This window comes from Bacillus sp. m3-13, from assembly GCF_000175075.1.
In the GTDB taxonomy this organism is placed as follows: domain Bacteria; phylum Bacillota; class Bacilli; order Bacillales; family Bacillaceae_I; genus Sutcliffiella_A; species Sutcliffiella_A horikoshii_C.
The window spans coordinates 150,260-170,035 of sequence record NZ_ACPC01000022.1; the positions used below are offsets into that span (position 1 = coordinate 150,260).

The 19,776-nt window shown below is 43.7% G+C and carries 17 protein-coding genes and 1 pseudogene; 6 read left to right on the forward strand and 12 right to left on the reverse strand.

All coding sequences use genetic code 11. The annotated features are described in order from the left end of the window. Positions 1–45: 45 nt before the first annotated feature. The gene (locus M313_RS0116310) at positions 46–1,443 is read right to left on the reverse strand and encodes an MBL fold metallo-hydrolase (protein WP_010197752.1); all 1,398 of its coding nucleotides are present in this window, start codon (positions 1,441–1,443) and stop codon (positions 46–48) included. Between the two features lie 126 nt (positions 1,444–1,569). On the opposite strand from M313_RS0116310, the gene M313_RS0116315 reads away from it, so the two are divergent. Both M313_RS0116315 and M313_RS0116320 read left to right on the forward strand, forming a co-directional pair. Then, positions 1,570–2,085, forward strand: a complete 516-nt coding sequence (locus tag M313_RS0116315; RefSeq protein ID WP_010197754.1) for a PH domain-containing protein — start codon at positions 1,570–1,572, stop codon at positions 2,083–2,085. Further along, positions 2,085–3,548, forward strand: coding sequence for a PH domain-containing protein (locus M313_RS0116320; RefSeq protein WP_010197756.1), 1,464 nt, complete (start codon positions 2,085–2,087; stop codon positions 3,546–3,548). Before M313_RS0116315 ends, M313_RS0116320 begins: the two co-directional genes overlap by 1 nt. Before the next feature lie 103 nt (positions 3,549–3,651). Here M313_RS0116320 and M313_RS0116325 read toward each other — a convergent pair whose 3' ends face one another. From M313_RS0116325 to M313_RS0116335, 3 genes are all read right to left on the reverse strand, one after another. Further along, positions 3,652–3,930: a YwqI/YxiC family protein gene (locus M313_RS0116325; protein WP_010197758.1), complete on the reverse strand. Its 279-nt coding sequence runs from the start codon at positions 3,928–3,930 to the stop codon at positions 3,652–3,654. Positions 3,931–3,948: 18 nt separating this feature from the next. Next, positions 3,949–4,314, reverse strand: coding sequence for a YwqH-like family protein (locus M313_RS0116330; protein ID WP_010197760.1), 366 nt, complete (start codon positions 4,312–4,314; stop codon positions 3,949–3,951). Positions 4,315–5,002: 688 nt separating this feature from the next. Beyond that, on the reverse strand, positions 5,003–5,947 hold the full coding sequence (locus M313_RS0116335) for a D-2-hydroxyacid dehydrogenase (RefSeq protein WP_010197762.1): 945 nt from the start codon (positions 5,945–5,947) through the stop codon (positions 5,003–5,005). 190 nt (positions 5,948–6,137) lie between these two features. On the opposite strand from M313_RS0116335, the gene M313_RS0116340 reads away from it, so the two are divergent. The 3 genes and pseudogenes from M313_RS0116340 to M313_RS23880 all read left to right on the forward strand — a co-directional run bounded on the left by M313_RS0116340 (position 6,138) and on the right by M313_RS23880 (position 9,809). After that, complete coding sequence (locus M313_RS0116340) at positions 6,138–7,118, forward strand: TAXI family TRAP transporter solute-binding subunit (RefSeq protein ID WP_010197764.1); 981 nt, start codon at positions 6,138–6,140, stop codon at positions 7,116–7,118. A 106-nt stretch (positions 7,119–7,224) separates the two neighbouring features. Beyond that, complete coding sequence (locus tag M313_RS0116345; protein ID WP_010197765.1) at positions 7,225–7,752, forward strand: DUF1850 domain-containing protein; 528 nt, start codon at positions 7,225–7,227, stop codon at positions 7,750–7,752. Then, positions 7,745–9,809 (forward strand): annotated as a pseudogene (locus M313_RS23880) (TRAP transporter permease). Before M313_RS0116345 ends, M313_RS23880 begins: the two are co-directional and overlap by 8 nt. A gap of 20 nt (positions 9,810–9,829) precedes the next feature. Here M313_RS23880 and M313_RS0116355 read toward each other — a convergent pair. The 6 genes from M313_RS0116355 to M313_RS0116380 all read right to left on the reverse strand — a co-directional run bounded on the left by M313_RS0116355 (position 9,830) and on the right by M313_RS0116380 (position 15,467). Continuing rightward, positions 9,830–10,615, reverse strand: coding sequence for a cupredoxin domain-containing protein (locus M313_RS0116355; RefSeq protein ID WP_010197766.1), 786 nt, complete (start codon positions 10,613–10,615; stop codon positions 9,830–9,832). 157 nt (positions 10,616–10,772) lie between these two features. After that, positions 10,773–11,717, reverse strand: coding sequence for a 5-oxoprolinase subunit C family protein (locus tag M313_RS0116360; RefSeq protein ID WP_010197767.1), 945 nt, complete (start codon positions 11,715–11,717; stop codon positions 10,773–10,775). After that, a complete protein-coding gene (locus tag M313_RS0116365) occupies positions 11,714–12,487 on the reverse strand; it encodes a LamB/YcsF family protein (RefSeq protein ID WP_010197768.1) in 774 nt (257 codons plus the stop codon). Before M313_RS0116365 ends, M313_RS0116360 begins: the two co-directional genes overlap by 4 nt. After that, positions 12,474–13,220 carry a 5-oxoprolinase subunit PxpB gene (gene pxpB / locus M313_RS0116370; RefSeq protein ID WP_010197769.1) on the reverse strand — a complete coding sequence of 249 codons (747 nt, stop codon included), beginning with the start codon at positions 13,218–13,220 and terminating at the stop codon, positions 12,474–12,476. The genes M313_RS0116365 and pxpB overlap by 14 nt, the downstream gene beginning before the upstream one ends. Before the next feature lie 24 nt (positions 13,221–13,244). After that, entirely contained in the window at positions 13,245–14,387 is a 1,143-nt protein-coding gene (locus tag M313_RS0116375; protein WP_083800965.1) for an NRAMP family divalent metal transporter, read from the reverse strand. Positions 14,388–14,600: 213 nt separating this feature from the next. Next, complete coding sequence (locus M313_RS0116380) at positions 14,601–15,467, reverse strand: DegV family protein (protein WP_010197774.1); 867 nt, start codon at positions 15,465–15,467, stop codon at positions 14,601–14,603. 218 nt (positions 15,468–15,685) lie between these two features. Here M313_RS0116380 and M313_RS0116385 point away from each other — a divergent pair, with 218 nt between their 5' ends. After that, a complete protein-coding gene (locus M313_RS0116385) occupies positions 15,686–16,576 on the forward strand; it encodes a nuclease-related domain-containing protein (RefSeq protein WP_234946578.1) in 891 nt (296 codons plus the stop codon). Between the two features lie 498 nt (positions 16,577–17,074). Here the strand turns inward: M313_RS0116385 and M313_RS0116390 are convergent, their stop codons facing one another. Both M313_RS0116390 and M313_RS0116395 read right to left on the reverse strand, forming a co-directional pair. Then, the gene (locus M313_RS0116390) at positions 17,075–17,932 is read right to left on the reverse strand and encodes a pirin family protein (RefSeq protein ID WP_010197778.1); all 858 of its coding nucleotides are present in this window, start codon (positions 17,930–17,932) and stop codon (positions 17,075–17,077) included. A 172-nt stretch (positions 17,933–18,104) separates the two neighbouring features. Next, positions 18,105–19,619 carry a malate:quinone oxidoreductase gene (locus M313_RS0116395; RefSeq protein WP_010197781.1) on the reverse strand — a complete coding sequence of 505 codons (1,515 nt, stop codon included), beginning with the start codon at positions 19,617–19,619 and terminating at the stop codon, positions 18,105–18,107. Positions 19,620–19,776 lie beyond the last annotated feature (157 nt).

Below are 19,776 nucleotides of genomic sequence, written 5' to 3' on the forward strand. Positions count from 1 at the left end.
ACGTAAAAAGGTGCAACCTGTTTAAAGGTCACACCTTCATCCATTTTATTGCATATCCTTCTGCCATCTTGCATAGCCGCCTAGCATATTACGGACATCCTTCACCCCTTTTGCCTGCAGCAAACTTATGGCAATTGCTGACCGAACACCAGACCCGCATTGAATAATAAGAGGACGATCTTCCGGCACCTCTTCCAACCTATCAAGCAAGGTGCCTAGCATGATGTGTTTTGCACCTTCAATATGTCCACTTTCCCACTCTGAATCATGCCTTACATCAATGACTTGTGCACCTTCATCAAGTAACTCCTTCGCCTCTTTCGGTGTAATATCATGATAGGACTCCAGATCTGATGTCATGCGAATGGCAAGGTCCACATCCATGTAATAGTGGAGATTATCAATCCCTATGGACTGAAGCGTTTTCTGAGTTTCCTCAAGCTTATCAGGGTTCGTCAACAAATAAAGTGGCTGTTCATAGTTGATGATCCAACCAGCCCAATTAGTAAATGCCTGATTAAATGGGATGTTAATGGTTCCTTCTATATGCTCTTTTGAAAAGAAGGCCGCTTCCCGTGTATCAATGACCTGTGCCCCTTCTTTTATTTTCTTCATTAAAATATTTATGTCATCCAATCGTTCTGGTTTTCGTAGATCTAAGGTGAAGTTGGGCCCAACTTTATTCACTTTCTTCATAATGCCGAAATACTTCGGAGGTTCCGGCTGTCCTTCCAACAGCTCAGATGCAAAGCTCTCAATATCATCGTGCTGAAATGCCCAGTTTACTCTTCTTTCATAGCCAATAGTGGAAGAAGGAATGGCACCCAGCGATTTTCCACAAGCACTTCCCGCCCCATGACCTGGCCACACTTGAACATAATCTGGGAGCTCCTTAAATTTATTTAAAGAGGCATACATGTCTTTTGCCCCCTTATCAGCTGTACCTTTCTTTTGAGCAGATTTTTCTAAAAGATCCAGCCGGCCTACGTCCCCTACAAACACGAAATCACCTGTAAAAATACCCATCGGATGTTCTGTCTTCGCTCCGCCATCTGTTACTAAAAAAGAAAGGCTTTCCGGTGTATGACCTGGCGTGTGCAACACTTGAAACAAAATATTCCCAAGTTTTATTTCATCCCCGTCTTTTACCAATTGATGAGAAAGACCTTCGATATTTTCATATTTCCAATCCTTATCTCCTTCATCTGAGAGGTACATTTTCGCACCTAAGCGTTTCGCTAATTCTCTTGACCCTGCCACAAAATCAGCATGAATATGGGTTTCTAACGCTCCCACAATCCGAAGCCCCTCTTTTGTTGCAGCCTCCATGTATGGCAGGATTTCCCTTGCCGGATCAATGATGAATGCTTCCTTGGAAGCCTGACAGCCAACCATGTAAGAAGCTTGCGCCAAACCTTCGTCATAAAAATACTTCAGTAACATTCTTTCTCCTCCTATTTAAGCCGTTTTGCTTTTTATTCCCTTTTCAGGTTCTCCTTAACCAGACAAATTATTTTGTTGAAACTATCTTTATGCCTGTTTCGTATAAAGGGTAGGAGCGTGAGAATAATGTATATGACCATCAAAGAACCAAGCGAAAAAATCGCAAATCAAGCTGTACAAGTGTGGCGTATCTCCAACACGATTGGGCACGGTATCGCCATCATTGTTTTAGGCATCCTACTATATTGTAGCGAGCACTACCAATGGTATGGTTGGATCCAGGTTACTGTGTATATAATCTTTGGCATTATCGTATTATCAGCTATTTACTCTATCTTTATTGAACCTGTTTTTCTTCAAAAGACTTGGCGTTATGAGATTGATGAAGACTTTGTCCAAATGAAAAACGGGAAGTGGAATGAAAGTCATACATTGGTCCCGATGGAAAAAGTGGAGTTTGTCCGAACCGAGCAGGGTCCGATCATGAGGAAATTTGAACTCTTCAACTTGATAATAGGCACCACTACGACTCAGCACACCATACCTGCTATCCCTGCAGAAAAGGCCAAACGGTTAAAAGCAGAGATTGCACAGCTAGCAAAAGTTAAAGAAAGCGACCTGACAGAAAGGGAGGAAGAATAATGTCTCAGGAAGTCAAAAGGTTTCATCCGGCCTGGATAGCAGTCGAGCTTTTTGCTCTAATGAAAAATTCCATCGCCATCTTCCTCTTTCTTTTTGTGTTAAAAATCAATTCTTCTTCCGACTGGATTGTATGGGGACGTTACCTATTCGTGATAGGTATTGCGTGGACGTTGATTGTCATCGTTCTGAAATGGTTTCTTTACCGATACGAAGTGATTGGGGATTCTTTTGTGCTTAAAGAAGGAGTTTTCGTTAAAGAACAGCGTACCGTTTCCTTTGATAAAATTCAGAATCACCATTCAAAGACAACCTTTATCCATAAATGGTTTGGACTGACTTCTTTGACCTTGGAAACAGGAACAACCGTAGAAGGTTCCGCTGTGAATTTCCCGGTCTTGACCGTCTCTGAAAAAGAACGAATCCTTTCAAGATTGTTAGATAAAGCTCCTTCAGAAGGGGAAGCTGACCAAGATGAGGTAGAGGATGGTAGCGAGAGGACGGTTCACTTCCGCTCTAACAAAAAAGATTTACTGAAGGCTTCCTTTACATCATTGAGCTTTCTGGCTATCTTCCCCTTGCTAACAACCATCTACTTCAACCTTGCCGATTTTTTCAATATCGAGGACACTGCTGAAGGCGCATTTGACTACCTGCTTCTGCATTGGTGGATGTTGATCATCCTCTTTGTCCTGGCCATGGTCATCTCTGTCGGAATCGGCTATTTGCAGACAACCATCAAGTATGGAAATTACGAAATTAGCGATGACTCCAAGCGTATCTATATAAAAAAAGGGGTAGGAAGCACAAGCAGCTTTGCCATTTCCAAAGAGAAAGTTCAAGCTATTGTTGTGGAACAATCACTGGTAAAACGCCTGCTTGGCCTAGCATCCATCAAGCTCATCAGTGTCGGTGAATTGAAAATAGAAGAGCAAGAAACAAGCTCCCTCTACCCTTTCATGCCAAAACACGAGGCGTACTTGTTGCTAGAAACACTGTTACCTCAATATCCCATTCAAGAGAAAATGGAACGTTTTCCAATCAAAGTGCTATGGTACAAGCTCTTGGTACCCTACTATTTTACAATCATTGCAGCGGTCGGCCTTTTCATGTTCAAAAAAGAATGGCTCTGGGTAGCAGGCATTGTCTTTGCTATATCACTGGTAACACGTGTACTTGATTACTTTTTCACCAGCTACCTTCGCCAAGGAAACACCGTTCAAATCCGAAAAGGCGGACTTACAAACGAAACATTCATCACCCACTACAACCGTATCCAACAAGTATCTGTCGAACATTCCTGGCTGCAACGCCGATTTGGAATTGCCACCTTGTACTTTCAGAACCGTGCAAACCCGCTTCATATCAGTGAACTAAATGGAGTGTCAAAAGACGAAGCCGGAGAGTTTTATAACTGGTTTAGAGGGAAAAGGGAGAGGTTGGTTAGGCGGGAGAGGGTTTCTTAAAGTCATTTTGAATATCAAAAAGCAAGGCTCCCTCTGATGAGTTAAGTTTAGGGTAGCCTTGCTTTTTTGTGGTTTGTAGTTATGTCCTAAACATATAAACCAGTTACCGAATCAGCATCTTGGAAGACAGCTCTTGATCCTTTTCCACCATCTGTTCTACAGACTGTCTCGTCATTTCTTCGTTATGAAGCAAGAGGGCCTTATAGTTTTCTGTCAGTTGTTCTAATATGCGGTTAATTTCGGATAATTTATTGACGACATCTAAACGGTTGCCACTTCCAATTGAAGAGGGGAAAGAGGATGGAAGAGCTTCTGAGGAGGATTTCATTTGTGATAGGGCTTGCTCTATCTCACTTTTCTTTATTTTGATTTCTGTACTCATATGGAGACCTCCATTTGTTTAATTGTATCTATTGGCAGCCCGTTCTTCTGCAAGCTGCAACTCTAATGAAGCGATGGTCTGTTTTAGTGAGTTGATTTCACGATGAAGTTGTTGAATTTTATTTTCGATACCTGAGAAGATCGACCTGAATTGGCTTTGCTCCATTTCTGAATAATAATGAAGCATTCCATTTGTCCGGATGTCTTCAAATCGGTTGGCAAGTGTCCCCTGCCAAGTAAACGAGGAAAGTTCGGGACGTGTGACAGAAGCTCTAAAACTGGCAAACTCCTGTTGTTTGCCCCTCAGTTGACTTTGACATTCTTGAAGACGCTGAAGGTGCTGCTGCTTTTCCCTGAGCAGAGCATTGTAATATGCAATAGACAAGTTCATCACCTCATAAGGAATGTATTTATTTTAGTGAGCCTCAATGGTGGAGGCTGATTGGGTTTTGTTTATTTCTCAATACCTTTTACTATAACATGGAAGAAAAATACCAAAATGATGAAAACTATTTATTTTTGCATAGGTTGAGATGGGTAATTTATACTATTTTGTGAGATTTGTGTTTCAACGGGCTATGTAAGTCGATTTACACCCTACCGGACGAAAAGAACTACTTATTAAATAGCACATTATTTGGAAAATGAAACCTCGATTTTGGGTTTTTGGGGGAGGGAGGCAATAAGGAGCTTCTCTCTGTTACCGTTTAGAACTTCACTTCTTGCTTCGGGCCTTGAGAAGCTCTCTCTGTTACCGTTTAGACGTTTCATTTCTTGCTTCGGGCTTTGAGACGCTCTCTCTGTTACCGTTTGAGTGCTTCGCTTCTTGCTTCGGGCCTTGAGACGCTCTCTCTGTTACCATTTAGACGCTTTGCTTCTTGCTTCGGGCCTTGAGACGCTCTCTCTGTTATCGTTTGAGTGCTTCGCTTCTTGCTTCGGGCCTTGAGACGCTCTCTCTGTTACCATTTAGACGCTTTGCTTCTTGCTTCGGGCCTTGAGACGCTCTCTCTGTTACCGTTTAGACGTTTCACTTCTTGCTTCGGGCTTTGAGACGCTCTCTCTCCCCCACATACTCAATACCCCCGCCCAACATCCACCCGATTCCGCAACTCCCCTCCGCTCTCCACAGCCTCCAACGTCTCCAAGAAACACACCACCGCTTCTTCAGGCGTCGTGATTGCGGAAATATGCGGGGTAACCGTTACACCTGGGTGGTTCCACAATGGACTGTCAGCAGGTAACGGCTCCTCCTCAAATACATCTAGAACCGCCTCTTTAAGCGCCCCACTATCCAATGCGTTCAACAAGGCACCATGATCCACAGTCCCACCTCTTCCCACATTGATGAACACCGCTTGATTCATACAACCAAAAAGACGCTCATCAAACAATCCCACCGTCTCCTTCGTAAGCGGCAAGGTATTGATGATAAAGTCCGCCTCCGTAAAACTACTATCATCAACCTCACACAATGACATGACCCTAAAAAAGTAATCCTTATCTGCCCCACTACGCGATACACCATCCACCTGCACTCCAAAAAATCCTAGAATCCTAGCCAACTCCTGGCCAATTTCTCCTGTGCCGAAAACGACTACTTTCATCTCATCCAACGCACGAGGGGACACCATCTTCCATTCCGCTCGCCCCTGCTGATCTCGAAACCTATCGTGAAGTTGCGTTTCATTTAACATATAACTAAGCGCATACTCCCCAATTTTCCTTCCAAATGAAGTAATCGTTCTTGTTAATAGGACGTCTTCTGGCCATCTATCACCAAGTGCCATGTAACGATCGACCCCGGCACCGAGTGAGTGCACCCACTTCAAGTTTCCAAACTGAAAGTGCGCCACCGGATGAAATGCCACATAAGCATCCGCCCAATCTAAGTCCTCCGATGAAACCTCCTCATCAGCTACGAACCGCACACCCCTGCCCTTCAACATTTCCTCCGAATTAAGTAACCTCTCCAAGTCTTTTACCAACCTACCTGTAAAAAGGATATTAGTAATTTTCATAAATCGCGCACACTCCACTCATTTATTTTTGCTTTATTTTATCATGATAGAGTCAAAGTGTAGTAGCACACAAAAACACAAGAATACGTGATTATAACAGAAAACCCCCTAAATACTGGGTTAACATTTGATAAATCTCCGTAATATCTGTAAAATAAGAGATGTTAAATTAATATTTAGGGGGAGTTCGATGAAAAAGAATAGTTTCCTAGCCTTATCTATGGTTCTAGTTTTATCATTATTCTTAGCTGCATGTGGCGGCGGAGATAATGATTCTAGCGGAGAAGGCGGCAGCGAAGATCCGAAGTTAATGAGCATGCTGACAGGTGGAACGAGTGGTACATACTATCCGCTTGGTGGCGCAATGGCAAAGGTAATTACTGATGAGACTGGTATCCAAACGGACGCTGTTTCTTCCAATGCTTCTGCTGATAACGTAGTAGCTTTAGCTGAGGGTGAAGCAGAAATCGCTTTCGTACAAACAGACGTTATGGCTAATGCTGTAGAAGGTACAAACGCATTTGAAGGGAAAGCGGTTGATAATGTATTGGCACTTGGATCTCTGTATCCTGAGACCGTTCAAATTGTAACGCTTGCTGACTCTGGAATTTCTAGTGTAGAAGATCTAAAAGGGAAGAAAGTTTCTGTTGGTGCTCCTGGGTCAGGAACTTACATTAACGCAGAGCAAATCCTTGAAATCCACGGCATGACAATGGATGATATCGATGCGCAAAACCTAGACTTTGGTGAGTCTACTGGTGGAATCCAAGATGGTAACATCGATGCGGCTTTCATCACTTCTGGTACTCCAACAGGTGCGGTTGACGGTTTATCCGCTACTAACCCTGTAAGCATTGTTCCAATCTCTCAAGAAAAAGTAGATGAGTTGGTAGAAAAATACCCTTACTATGCTGCTGATACAATTCCAGCTGGAACGTATGGCATGGAAAATGAAGTAAACACAGTAGCGGTACTTGCGATGTTAGCAGTATCCAAAGATCTTTCTGAAGACCTAGTTTACAAAATCACAAAAGCAATCTATGAAAACACAGATGCAATTTCCCACGCTAAGGGTGAATTCATCACAATTGAAACAGCAACGGACGGAATCGGTATCGACTTCCACCCTGGTGCTGAAAAGTACTTTAAAGAAGAAGGTCTATTAGATTAATTTAAAATGAACAGGACCAGATTGGCCGACACTTAATTTCCATTATGCTGTCGGTCCTTCTTTTTTATTTATGAGCTGCTAATAGCTATTTTTTAGGTGGGTTACCATGAAAAAGAAAGTGATTGCCATTATTTTATCCTCTACAACCGTATTACTCTTATTGGGCCTTTTTTTGGTCCCATTTCGAACCGCGCTAGTTTTCCATGTACAAAACACCGAACAAATACAAGCATTCCTTCCCATTGATGAAGAGGACACATTTCAAATCATCTTTACACACTCCATTCATTTAACAGATGTAGTGGAAAAGTATAGGGTGCGAGATGATCGCCACATCGTACAAACAGAAATTATTTACGAAGAATTCGGGATAGGCATGCCATCGAATGCGGAAGAGGGAGAAGAATTTGTATATGAAGATGGAAAATATCATATAAGAGATTTAAATAACGTATTCTCCTCCATGAATGTCCGAAACGGCAAGACCGTTTCTAAGAACCGCCTTGCCTGGGGCGAGAATGGAGAAAAGATGGTATGGTTTAACGAATACTTTACTCCAGGAGACTGGTATAATGTAAGAGTAGAAGAGTTGACATTATGGCAGTATATGAAAGGAATGAAAATACATGAGTGATAAAAACGACCGACAGGAATTAACGGCTGAAGAACAAGAAAAGCTGCTAGAGAAGTACGATCCGGATGCACAAACAAGAAACCTTACCGGTTACGCAGCAAAAGTTGTCTTCTTTATGTTGATTGCCTTTTCTCTTTTTCAACTATACACAGGAATATTTGGTCAGCTTACCGCATACCTGCAACGTACGGTTCACTTAGGTTTTGCTTTGACTTTGATATTCTTGCTATTTCCAGCCAGAAAAGGCGGAAACAAAACAAAAATTGCTTGGTATGATTATATTTTAGTAGGGTTGACCGTTGTAGTATGCGGATATTGGCCTGTTTACTACGACACGTTAGTTCAACAAATTGGAAGCATCACTTCCGCACAAGCTGTTATTGGTGGCTTGGCCATCCTCTTGGTTATTGAAGCAACAAGACGTGCCATCGGCCTGCCGATTACCATTATCGCCGTCGTATTTATGGTTTACGCGCTTTTCGGCCCTTACATGCCAGGAATGCTGATTCATAGAGGACTTAGTCTCGAACAATTGATTCAATCTATGTTCTTTACAACAGATGGGATCCTTGGTACGCCATTACAGGTATCATCCACCTATATTTTCTTATTCTTATTATTTGGTGCGTTCTTGGTTCAAACTGGGGTTGGGAACTACTTCAATGATTTGGCGATTTCCCTAGCAGGAAGACGTACAGGTGGACCTGCAAAAGTTGCTATTTTCTCTAGTGCTTTGCAAGGAACGATTTCCGGAAGCTCTGTTGCTAATACAGTAACGACTGGATCTTATACGATTCCATTAATGAAACGACTAGGCTATCATCGTAACTTCGCGGGAGCCGTAGAAGCAGCGTCTTCCACCGGTGGACAAATCATGCCGCCAATAATGGGAGCGGCCGCCTTCTTGATGATTGAATTTGCAGGTGTTCCTTATTGGGAAATTGCTAAAGCCGCAACCATCCCTGCTATTCTATATTTCTCCGGAATTTGGATTATGACCCACTTAGAAGCGAAAAAACAAGGGTTACTCGGATTACCGAAGGAAGAAATACCAAAGAAAATGGAAGTACTGAAAAAGATTCACCTCTTACTGCCAATCATCGTGATTGTTGTCCTATTGTTCCAAGGTTTCAGTATTGAGAGAACGGCTTTACTTGGTATTTTAAGTACAATCATCGTGAGTTTATTTAGAAAAGATACTAGAATTACGCCAGCTAAATTTATTCTTGCTCTAACAAATGGAGCACGCACTGCGCTTGGTGTTGCTGCTGCTACGGCATGCGCCGGTATTATCGTTGGGGTTGTAACGAAAACTGGTCTAGGACTCAAACTGGGAAATAGTCTTGTAAGTATGGCTGCTGCCATCACATCCACGCCAACGTTGCTACTGCTACTAACGCTTTTCTTCACGATGATTGCATCTATCATCTTGGGAATGGGTTCACCGACGACTGCAAACTATATCATTACGTCTACGATTGCACTACCTGCAATTTTAGCGCTTAATGATCAATTGGAAGTTGCGATTCCAGTTCTTGCAGCGCACATGTTTGTGTTCTACTTTGGTATTGTTGCAGATATCACCCCACCTGTTGCCTTAGCCGCATTTGCTGCTACAGGTATATCTAAAGGGGAGCCGATCCGTACAGGGATCAATGCATCTAAACTGGCTATTGCTGCGTTCATCATTCCATATATGTTTGTGTTCCAGCCGCAGTTTATTGATGATTGATACTACTATTCCAGAGGTGTCATGGATTCTCGTCACTTCTATCGTTGGGATGATTTCTATTGGTGCCGGCCTTATCGGCTTCTGGTATAGAAAGCTTCACTGGATCGAGCGTATTATCACCGTGTCTACAGGGCTGCTTCTAATCTATCCTGAAGCCAATACAGATATCTTCGGATTCATCGCTTTCGGTATTATGCTTGCGCTACAGATTTTCTGGAAGCGCGGGAATACTGGAAAAAGGTGTGAAGAACACCGTTGGAGAAGCGAACTAATCTTTTATAAAAAAAGCCTGCCTCCATTAATTTTGGGAGGCAGCTTTTTTTAGTGCCAGAAATCCGTTTTGACCTATCTTGGCTTCACGATTAAAGTACCCTTAATATTTTCATTCATATACCCGTGGTGCGGCTTACATCCATACGTATATGTGCCTGGTTCCGGATCTATAATAATTAAGCCAGAGCGCCCCTGTTCCATATGCACACTTTCGCTTAACTCTGGAAACTGAAGAATGTGGCATTTATTTTCCGATTGATTTTTTATGTGGAATACTAACGGTTCCCCAGCCTGCACTTCTATCTTTTCCGGTTCGACCGAGTCTGGTTTCATCACAATGATCGGCAACTTTTCCATAGCTGTCGCGTTTATTCCTGTTACCCAATGTTGCTGGAGATATAGACTTATCAAAAGCCCCAAGATGGTAGCCCCGTAAATGGCGCTTCTTACTTTTGGAAACCACGCAGGAGGTTGTTGGGCTTGACGAAGATTTGCGACTAATCCGGCAGTCGAAAAAAATAAAATACCAAGTACCAAAAGGGCAGTCAGGGTACTGATACCAAAGAAAGGATTGCTTGCTTCCAGCATAGCATTGTACTCTGGGTCGATATGCCTGAACATAGAGATAAAATAAGAGGGAACGGTTAGTATGCTGAACAAAACGCCGTAAAGCATGCCAAGGAGCGGTGTCCACTTCCATTTTATAAAGAAAAGTAATAAAGCCACAATAAGTGCAATTACGCCGTTCAAGATATGTATGACGGGAAAATGGCGTAATAAAAATAATCCTGTAAGAATGATGGTAGCAATTTGTAGAAACAAGAGTGTCGCTGCAAATCTGGTATAGCTGTTTATCAACTGAACTCCCCCTTTTTTTCGCTATGAAAATCCCAGTACTACTACTTACTACCTATACTATGTTTTTCAATCTCCCTCATAACTTAATTTTTTGCCCATTATAAAAAGCATCAGGGCTTGAATTGCCCTAATGCTTTGTAAAGTTAAGAATCTATTATCATGTCACTTTTCCGAGAACGCTGAAAAACTTGGCTCTTTCTTGATACAATGTTTGTGCTTCTTCCACAGACACTTCCCTGAATCGGATAGAAGTGCCTGGCTGAGCCTGCGCTAAAAGCGGAATGTCATAAGAAATAACCGTTGCAACCCTTGTATAACCTCCAGTCGTCTGACGATCTGCCATTAAAAGAATCGGACTTCCATCTGCAGGCACTTGAATTCCACCTAAAGGAATTGATTCTGAAATGATATCTGCAGAAGTTTTATGTTCGATTTTTGGTCCTTTCAATCTGTACCCCATGCGATCGGATTGTGGCGTAACTTCATATGTAGAGGACAAAAACATTTCTACAGAAGATTCGTGAAAAGCATCAAGATGCGGCCCAAGGCATACGCGGATTTCCATCTCTTTTTTGTATGATGGGATCTTGTCAGGATGGATAGAACGACCTGTTGTTGCCTCAAGCGTAGGTTCTCCGTACAAAACATCATCTTTTTCCAACGCCCTGCCTTGGAATCCGCCGATTTGCGCCTTTAAGTATGTCGACTTACTTCCCATTACGACTGGGACATCAAACCCACCAGCTACACAAATGTAGGCACGCGCTCCTTCCACCGGCCTTCCAAACTCAATTAGCTCTCCTTTTTTCACCTTGAAACTCTTCCACATAGGTGCTTGCTTGCCATTGACTTTCGGGGATAGATTGCCGCCGCAAATGGCAACCACCACATCCTCAAGCGCCTTTAATTCCGGACCCATGATGGTGACTTCGAGAGCAGCTTCTCCTTTATCGTTTCCAACCAAAAGGTTCCCAATCTGAAGAGAGTATTCATCCATGGCACCGGCAACCACCATCCCGAACTCTTGATAGCCTGTCCGACCCAAATCCTGGATAGTCGTAAGTAGGCCAGGTTTCATTACTTGAAAAAGCGGACTGCTCATGGTTGATCCACCGTCCCAAAAGCTTGAATTACCACTTCGTTTTCCTCAAGTTTTTCTCTTAGTTTTCGTACAAATTCCAACGCTTCCGGCTCATCTCCGTGCACGCAGATGGTATCTGCCTGGATAAAAATATCTTCTCCATTAACCGCCTGGACTTTCCCTTCCGTAACCATTCTCAGCACCCGTTCCACAGCAAGGTCCGCATCATGAATCATCGCATTCGCATGGGACCTTGGAGTAAGTGTTCCGTCTGGTTGATAGGTCCTGTCAGCGAAAACCTCCTGTGCCACTCTTAATCCTACTTTTTCCCCTGCCCGAACAAGTTCACTTCCAGCTAGGCCGAATAAAATTAATTTCGGATCGACTGCGTGGACTGCTTCCGCTATCGCAGTAGCTACCATCTCATCTTTGGAAGCAAAGTTATATAAAGCGCCGTGCGGTTTTACATGGTGCACATGTGTACCAGCTACTCTAGCCGCCGCTTGAATTGCCCCTATTTGATAAACGACAAGGTTGAAGATTTCCTGTTTGCTCATGTGCATATCACGTCGGCCGAATCCCGCAAGATCTGGAAAACCCGGGTGCGCTCCAATGGAGACTCCAAGTTCCGCAGCTTTCTGAACCGTTTTCATCAAAACGTTGTAATCCCCAGCATGAAAACCACAGGCGATATTAGCTGAAGAGATATACTGAAGTACTTCCTCGTCATTTCCAATTGTATAGGCACCAAAGCTTTCCCCTAAATCACTGTTTAAATCAACGGTTCTCATCGTGTGCTCCCCCTTTTTTATAACTCTTCACCTTGAATTCTCCACGTGTGACGGCTTCTTCTATCTCTTCATATTCTTTTTGATTAACAGGAACAAAGCGGATGTATGACCCAGCAGATAAAAGGATTGGCTCCTTCCTCTCCGGATCATAAAGTTTTACAGGTGTTCTCCCGATAATCTGCCAGCCACCTGGAGTTTCCAATGGATAAACACCAGTTTGTTCCCCTGCTATCCCGACAGAACCTGCCTCAATTTTCGCACGCGGGTTCTCACGCCTTGGCGTAGCGATTTCTTTTGGCATCCCGCCTAAGTAAGGAAAACCGGGGACAAATCCCATCATGTAAATGAGATAGGTCTGAGCAGAGTGGATAGAAATAACCTCATCTTCTGTGCAACCATTATGGGTTGCCACTTCAGGCAGGTCAGGACCAACCTCTCCTCCGTACAGAACTGGGATTTCGTAAACGATAGAGTTGGATGGTACGTCTTCTTTTTGCAATCTCGCCTGTATGTCCTCGAGCTTTTTGCACAAATCCTTATATATGATTTTATCTGGTTGATAAAAAATAGTGAGTGTTGTATAAGCCGGCACCCACTCAATCACGCCATCAATCTCTTGCTTCTTAAGTTGGTCTGCAAACAGCCTGATCTCTTGATTTGTTTCTACTGATATGTCGGACCCAAAAAGAACCTGTAAACCTGTATCCCCCAGTGGGTGAAATTCAATCTTCAACTTGGTTTCCCCCTCAAGTCTTTTTTAGGAAAATAGCTTCGGCACCTGATTAATCAAGGTGACTCCTGCTAAATAAGCTGTTGCGATAAACACAATCGCACCAAAAATCGTCAACCATAGCGGATGTTTGTAATCTCCGACGATTTCTTTTTTATATGCCGCAATTAATAGCGTTCCAAGTGCGACAGGTAAAATAAGCCCGTTAAACGCACCAGCCAAAATCAACAACAGAACCGGCTCGCCGATAAAAGCAAAAATAATCGTAGACACAACTATGAATCCGATGATGACTTTTGAGTTATTCTGATCAATCTTTTTAGACAATGTTCTTAAAAAAGAAACGGATGTATATGCGGCCCCGACAACAGATGTAATCCCCGCAGCCCAAAGCACCAGACCAAACATTTTATAACCGACCATTCCGGCCGCTTCCATAAAGACAGATGCCGGCGGATTGTTTGGATCTAGCTTGAATCCCGTTGCAACCACTCCGAGCACAGCAAGGAACAAGAAAATTCGCATAATGGATGCGATGACAATACCAGATACCGAACTCTTCGTCACTTGGTGCAAATTTTCTTTACCGCTGATTCCTGCATCCAACAGTCTATGTCCACCAGCGAATGTAATATAGCCGCCAACTGTTCCCCCTACAAGGGTAATGATTGCAAACACATCAATCGTCTCCGGCGCAAATGTACGGAAAACAGCCTCACCAACAGGCGGATTACTTTGAAATGCCACATAAAGCGTGAGCAACACCATCATCAATCCTAAGTAACGAGCAATCTTATCCATTGCCACTCCTGCTTCTTTCGATAAGAAAATTCCTATGGCGATGGCAGCCGTGATGACAGCACCAATCCGCACATCGATACCGAATAGTACGTTTACTCCAAGGCCCGCCCCACCAATGTTACCAACGTTGAAGGCCAGACCGCCTAAAGCGACCGCAAATGCGAGGAAATACCCAAGCCCGGGCAAGACCATGTTCGCTATATCCTGGCCTCTTTTTTTAGATACGGCAATGATTCGCCACACATTTACCTGTACCCCGATGTCTAAGATAATCGACATTAAAATGACAAAGCCGAAGCTAGCTAAAAGTTGTTCGGTAAAAACAGCCGTCTGCGTCAAAAATCCTGGTCCGATGGCAGATGATCCCATCAGGAATGCCGCTCCAAGCAGGACACTCCAATTACTCTTCGTCGGTTTTTGTAAGTCTGTGTACGTGTTCTTCTGTTTTGACGACAATGGAAAAACCCCCTTTTATAAAATTCTAACTATTATTTTGATATACTAACACTACCATAAAACCGATAAGGATAAAAATTCACACACGAAAAAACCACCTTTTTGGCAGGTGGTTTAGTTTCTAGGTTATTTTTTTTCCATAAAAAAGAGGGAAAGAGCTCCAAGTCCAACATGTGTACCAACAGATACTCCCATCTGCATGATGTGGATGGTACCTGTGAAGTCTGTTTCGTTTTCTATCTTTATTTTTAAGTTTTCGGCAACTTTGACATCGGACGTATACCCGATGATGATAAAGTCCGTCACCGCTTCGTCATTACGTTTTATAAACTCTTCTACATAATGCTTGAGAACACGCTTTAAGCCTCTCTCTTTTGCGACGATGGCCCCTTTGCCATTTTTCATGGTCATAATCGGTTTCAGCATCAGTAGCTTTCCAAGAAATGCACTCGCATTTGTCAGCCTGCCGCTTTTGATCAAATGATCCAGATCATCTACAGATAGGAAATGTTTCACATTGGTTTTGTGACTTTCATTAAAATCTACTAACTCCTGAAATGATGCGCCGCTCTCTCGCATCATCGCACTTTTTAGCACAAGCCAGCCGCTACCATGACTCATACACTTCGAATCTACCACATGAATTTTTACAGGTGAGTCCGGATTTTCCTCAAAGAAATACCCTTTCGCTAATTCAGCTGACTGGTGGGAGCCACTTGTCCCGCTCGACATGCAAATACACAGGATTTCTTTATAACCACTTTCAACAGCCTCGTTCATAATCGCCAAATACTCCACTGGACTCGGCATCCCGGTCGTCGGAAACTCCGAAAGCGCCTCCATCATTCCGTAAAATTCATTCGGCTCTATGTCCACTCGATCCTTATATGTTTTTCCATCAATATTTATGCTTAAGGGTGCCAGACTAATGTCATACATCTCCAACACTTCATTTGATAAATCACAAGTTGAATCTGCCATTAATTTAATCATTCAGTTCCTCCAATAAAACATACTGCATTCATCATAACTGAAAGGGCTTTATTAGACTATCTAATTTAGTTAAAAGGGGGAGGGTAAAATAAGGAAACGGGACCGCGGCTAATTTATTGAAAATTGTGTGATTAGTGCTTTGGAACTGTTATAGTTAAGTAGACTCTGAGAAAAGGATGTGGGATATGCTAGTTAAATCAAGAACAAGGTCGACGGAAATGCAATTCTATTTAGCTCTGGGGGCGCGAATGACGCTTCTTGAGCAAGAAAAGCAATACTTGTGGAATATGGAGAAAGGTTATGAAGGAGAGTGCATGTTTGATGTTATGACCGAAAAGGTGGATGGCCACCATCTGGTGGTAAATGACCTCTTGCTTAAGCATAATAACACTACTTTTCAGATTGACTCGCTTATTATTACTCCTCGGAATGCTTATCTTTTTGAAGTGAAGAATTTTGAAGGGGATTACATCTATGACGCCTCCTCCGACCACATGTACTTTAAGTCGCACTCTAAGCCCGTAGAAATCACCAACCCTTTGACCCAACTGAACCGCTGCAACTCGTTGCTCCGCCAATTGCTGAATAATTATGAATTCAATATACCCATACTCGCTTCCGTGGTCTTCATCAACTCCGAATTCACCCTGTATCAATCACCTCCTGATAAACCATTTATTCACCCAACCCAAATAAACAGATACCTTAAAGGCTTGCAAACGGATGCTTCTTTTAAGCTTAATAGCATGCACACTTCACTTGCGGAGAAACTAACCTCTCTTCATATCGCGGACTCTCCTTTTAAGAATTTACCGGAGTATTCTTATGATCAGGTTAGGAAAGGGCTAGTGTGTGCGAGCTGTGTCTCTCTGTCTGTTTTTGTGGAGGGGCGTTCTGCGCGGTGTGTGAGGTGTCAGAGGGTGGAGACGCTTGAGGAGGTTGTGCTGCGGCATGTGGGGGAGTTTAGGATGTTGTTTCCGGATAGGCCTGTTTCTACAAAGAATATTCATGAATGGTGTAAGGAGATAAAATCCCCAAAAACAATAAGACGCATACTAGATAAACATATGAACAATAAAGGAAGTAATAGATGGAGTTATTTTGAGTGATCTGTTTTTGTTACCTGTTTTAATTCTGGGGTGATGCTTCAGGGGATGGAGAGCCGCTCTCTGTTACCTTTTCGCTGTTGTGGCTTAGCGTTCGGGCTTTGAGAGGCCCTCTCTGTTACCGTTTCCCTGCTGCTCCTCGGTGTTCGGGCTTTGAGAGGCTCTCTCTGTTACCATTTCCCTTCCGTTGCTCGGTGTTCGGGCTTTGAGAGACCCTCTCTGTTACCATTTCCCTTCCGTTGCTCGGTGTTCGGGCTTTGAGAGGCCCTCTCTGTTACCGTTTCTCTGCTGCTCCCCGGCGTTTGGGCTTTGAGAGGCCCTCTCTGTTACCGTTTCCCTTCCGTTGCTTGGCGTTCCGGCCTTGAGAGGCCCTCCCTGTTACCGTTTCTCTGCTGCTCCTCGGCGTTCGGGCCTTGAGAGGACCTCTCTGTTACCGTTTCCATGCCGTTGCTCGGCGTTCGGGCATTGAGACTGGCTCTATTACCTAAAGCCCACCATCACCTACACCCGCCCACCAAACCTACCCGCTCTAAAATCCTCAAACGCCTCCACAATTTCCTCCTCGGTGTTCATCACAAAAGGACCTCTCGCGACAATCGGCTCGCCAATAGGTTTACCTGTATAAATAAGCACCCTAGACCGCTCCTGAGCCGCCGTTATTTCCAGCAAATTCACCGCACCGTCATCAGCGACCTCATCGTAAGACAACAGTCCCACCTCGGTTTTCCCTAATGTCACGCCTCCCTCACCACCAAAAGTCATCTCGCCTTGTAGCATATAAACATGACCGTTATGGTTCGCAGGCAATTCCAAGGAGTATCGTTCACCTGCTCGCAAGTAAAGCTCAAACATATTAATAGGAACTAATGAGTTCATCGGACCTGTCACGCCCTCTGCGCTTCCTGAGTAAACTCGTAAAGAACCACCAGCCAAGTCTACCAAAGGGGCATCTTCCAAAAATACATTCTGATAAGAGGACTCCGTTTGTTTCAAGCTCTTCGGCAAATTGAGCCAGAGTTGCAGCGTATGAATGACATCCTCATCGACCGCTTCCTCTGCATGGCGGGCGCCGCTTCCGGCATTCATGTACTGAACGTCGCCAGCGTGCAGCACAGAGTGACCGCCCTGATTATCAGTATGTTCGAGCCTTCCGTCCACTACATAAGTAATAGTTTGAAAACCTCGGTGAGGGTGGTCGGAGAAGGTTCCCCGTTTAAACCAATCGTCCGCCATTAAAATGAATGGGTCGTATTCGCGCATGCGGTCGGGAGGCAGGATCCAACCTTGCTGAACATGCGGGTAGCCGGGATTTTTATATTGCACCTTCCAATGGTCTCTAAGTCGTTTACCTGTTTTCATAAAACAACATCCTCTCGTAAGTTAGTACCTTTAGCATACAGAAGTTAGAATCTCCAACTCAAGTTTTCCGCTCCACAAGTTCCGGCTTGCTATCCATAAGGCCCCCTAAAACCCCAAAACAAAAAACCCTCAATCCCCAAAAGGATCAAAGGTTTTTCCATTTATTCTTATTTTAGTGAAAGGAAAGCGCCTTTTGCCCCTTCCCTTCACTAAGAAAGAGGGTTTTCGCTGTGGAGGCGAAAAGCTCATCAAATAGCGCTGGATTCTCTACTAAAGATACGCCGTAGCTCGGGATCATTTCTTGAATTTTCTCTTTCCATTCAAACATTTGCTCTGGGAAACATTTTTCAAATACTTCGAGCATGACGTGGACGGCTGTGGAAGCTCCTGGAGATGCACCCAGCAATGCGGCGATGGAGCCATCGGATGCACTAACCACTTCCGTACCAAATTGTAGCGTTCCTTTGCCGCCAGCTTCCGTATCTTTGATGACTTGAACGCGTTGACCTGCAACGACAATCTCCCAATCTTCGCTTTTCGCGTTCGGGATAAATTCGCGCAACTCATCAATGCGTTTTTCATTGGATAACAACACCTGTTGAATCAAATACTTGGTCAGGGCCATTTCCTTGAATCCAGCAGAAAGCATGGTCATGACGTTATATGGCTTTACGGAGCCGATCAAGTCCAGGTTGGAGCCGGTTTTCAAGAACTTTGGCGAGAACCCGGCAAATGGTCCAAACAGCAAGGTCTTTTTGTTATTTATATATCTCGTATCAAGATGCGGTACCGACATTGGCGGCGCGCCAACCTTTGCCTTTCCGTATACTTTTGCGTGATGCTTTTCCACGACCTCTGGATTGTTGCATACTAAGAACAGTCCGCTAACCGGGAAACCTCCGATATTCTTCGATTCCGGGATACCGGTTTTCTGCAATAATGGCAGACTTCCGCCACCCCCGCCGATGAATACGAACTTGGCATGGTGGTACTCAACTTGACCAGTTTTGGCATTACGAATCTTCAATTCCCAAGAACCGTCGCTTGCACGCTTAAGGTTCTCCACGCTATGTTCATAATGAACTTCTACGTTGTTTTTCTCCAAATGGTCAAATAACATGCGCGTCAACGCACCGAAATTCACATCTGTTCCAGAGTCGATCTTCGTTGCTGCAATCGGCTCGTTTGAGGTGCGGCCTTCCATCATAAGAGGCATCCATTCCTTGAGCTTCTTAGGATCTTCGGAGTATTCCATTCCTTTAAACAGCGGGTTTGCTGATAGCGCTTCCATACGTTTTTTCAAAAACGTGACATTTTCTTTCCCTTCCACAAAGCTGATATGTGGAATTGGCATGATAAAGTCTTGTGGATTGCTAATTAGGTTTTGTTTAACTAAATAGGACCAGTATTGGCGTGAAAGCTGGAACTGCTCGTTCACTTTTACTGCCTTGCTGATGTCCATGGTTCCGTCGGCTTTTAATGACGTATAGTTAAGCTCGCATAAGGCTGCATGTCCCGTCCCGGCATTGTTCCATTCGTTCGAGCTTTCTTCCCCTGCACTTGCTAGCTTTTCGAACACTTTAATTTCCCAATCCGGTTGAACTTCCTTTAATAACGAACCCAAAGTCGCGCTCATGACACCGGCACCAATTAAGATAACGTCTGTTTTATTCTGCATGTTGCTCATCATTACACATCCCCTAAATTTATAAAAAAGAGCAGGCGCTATTGCTTCTAGCATCCTAAAGGCATAACGCTACCTAGAAACATACTTTGTCCATCCTAATCCCTATCATATCATAATTCAGGTTAACTTTTCACCAGATTACACCCTATTATCTGAT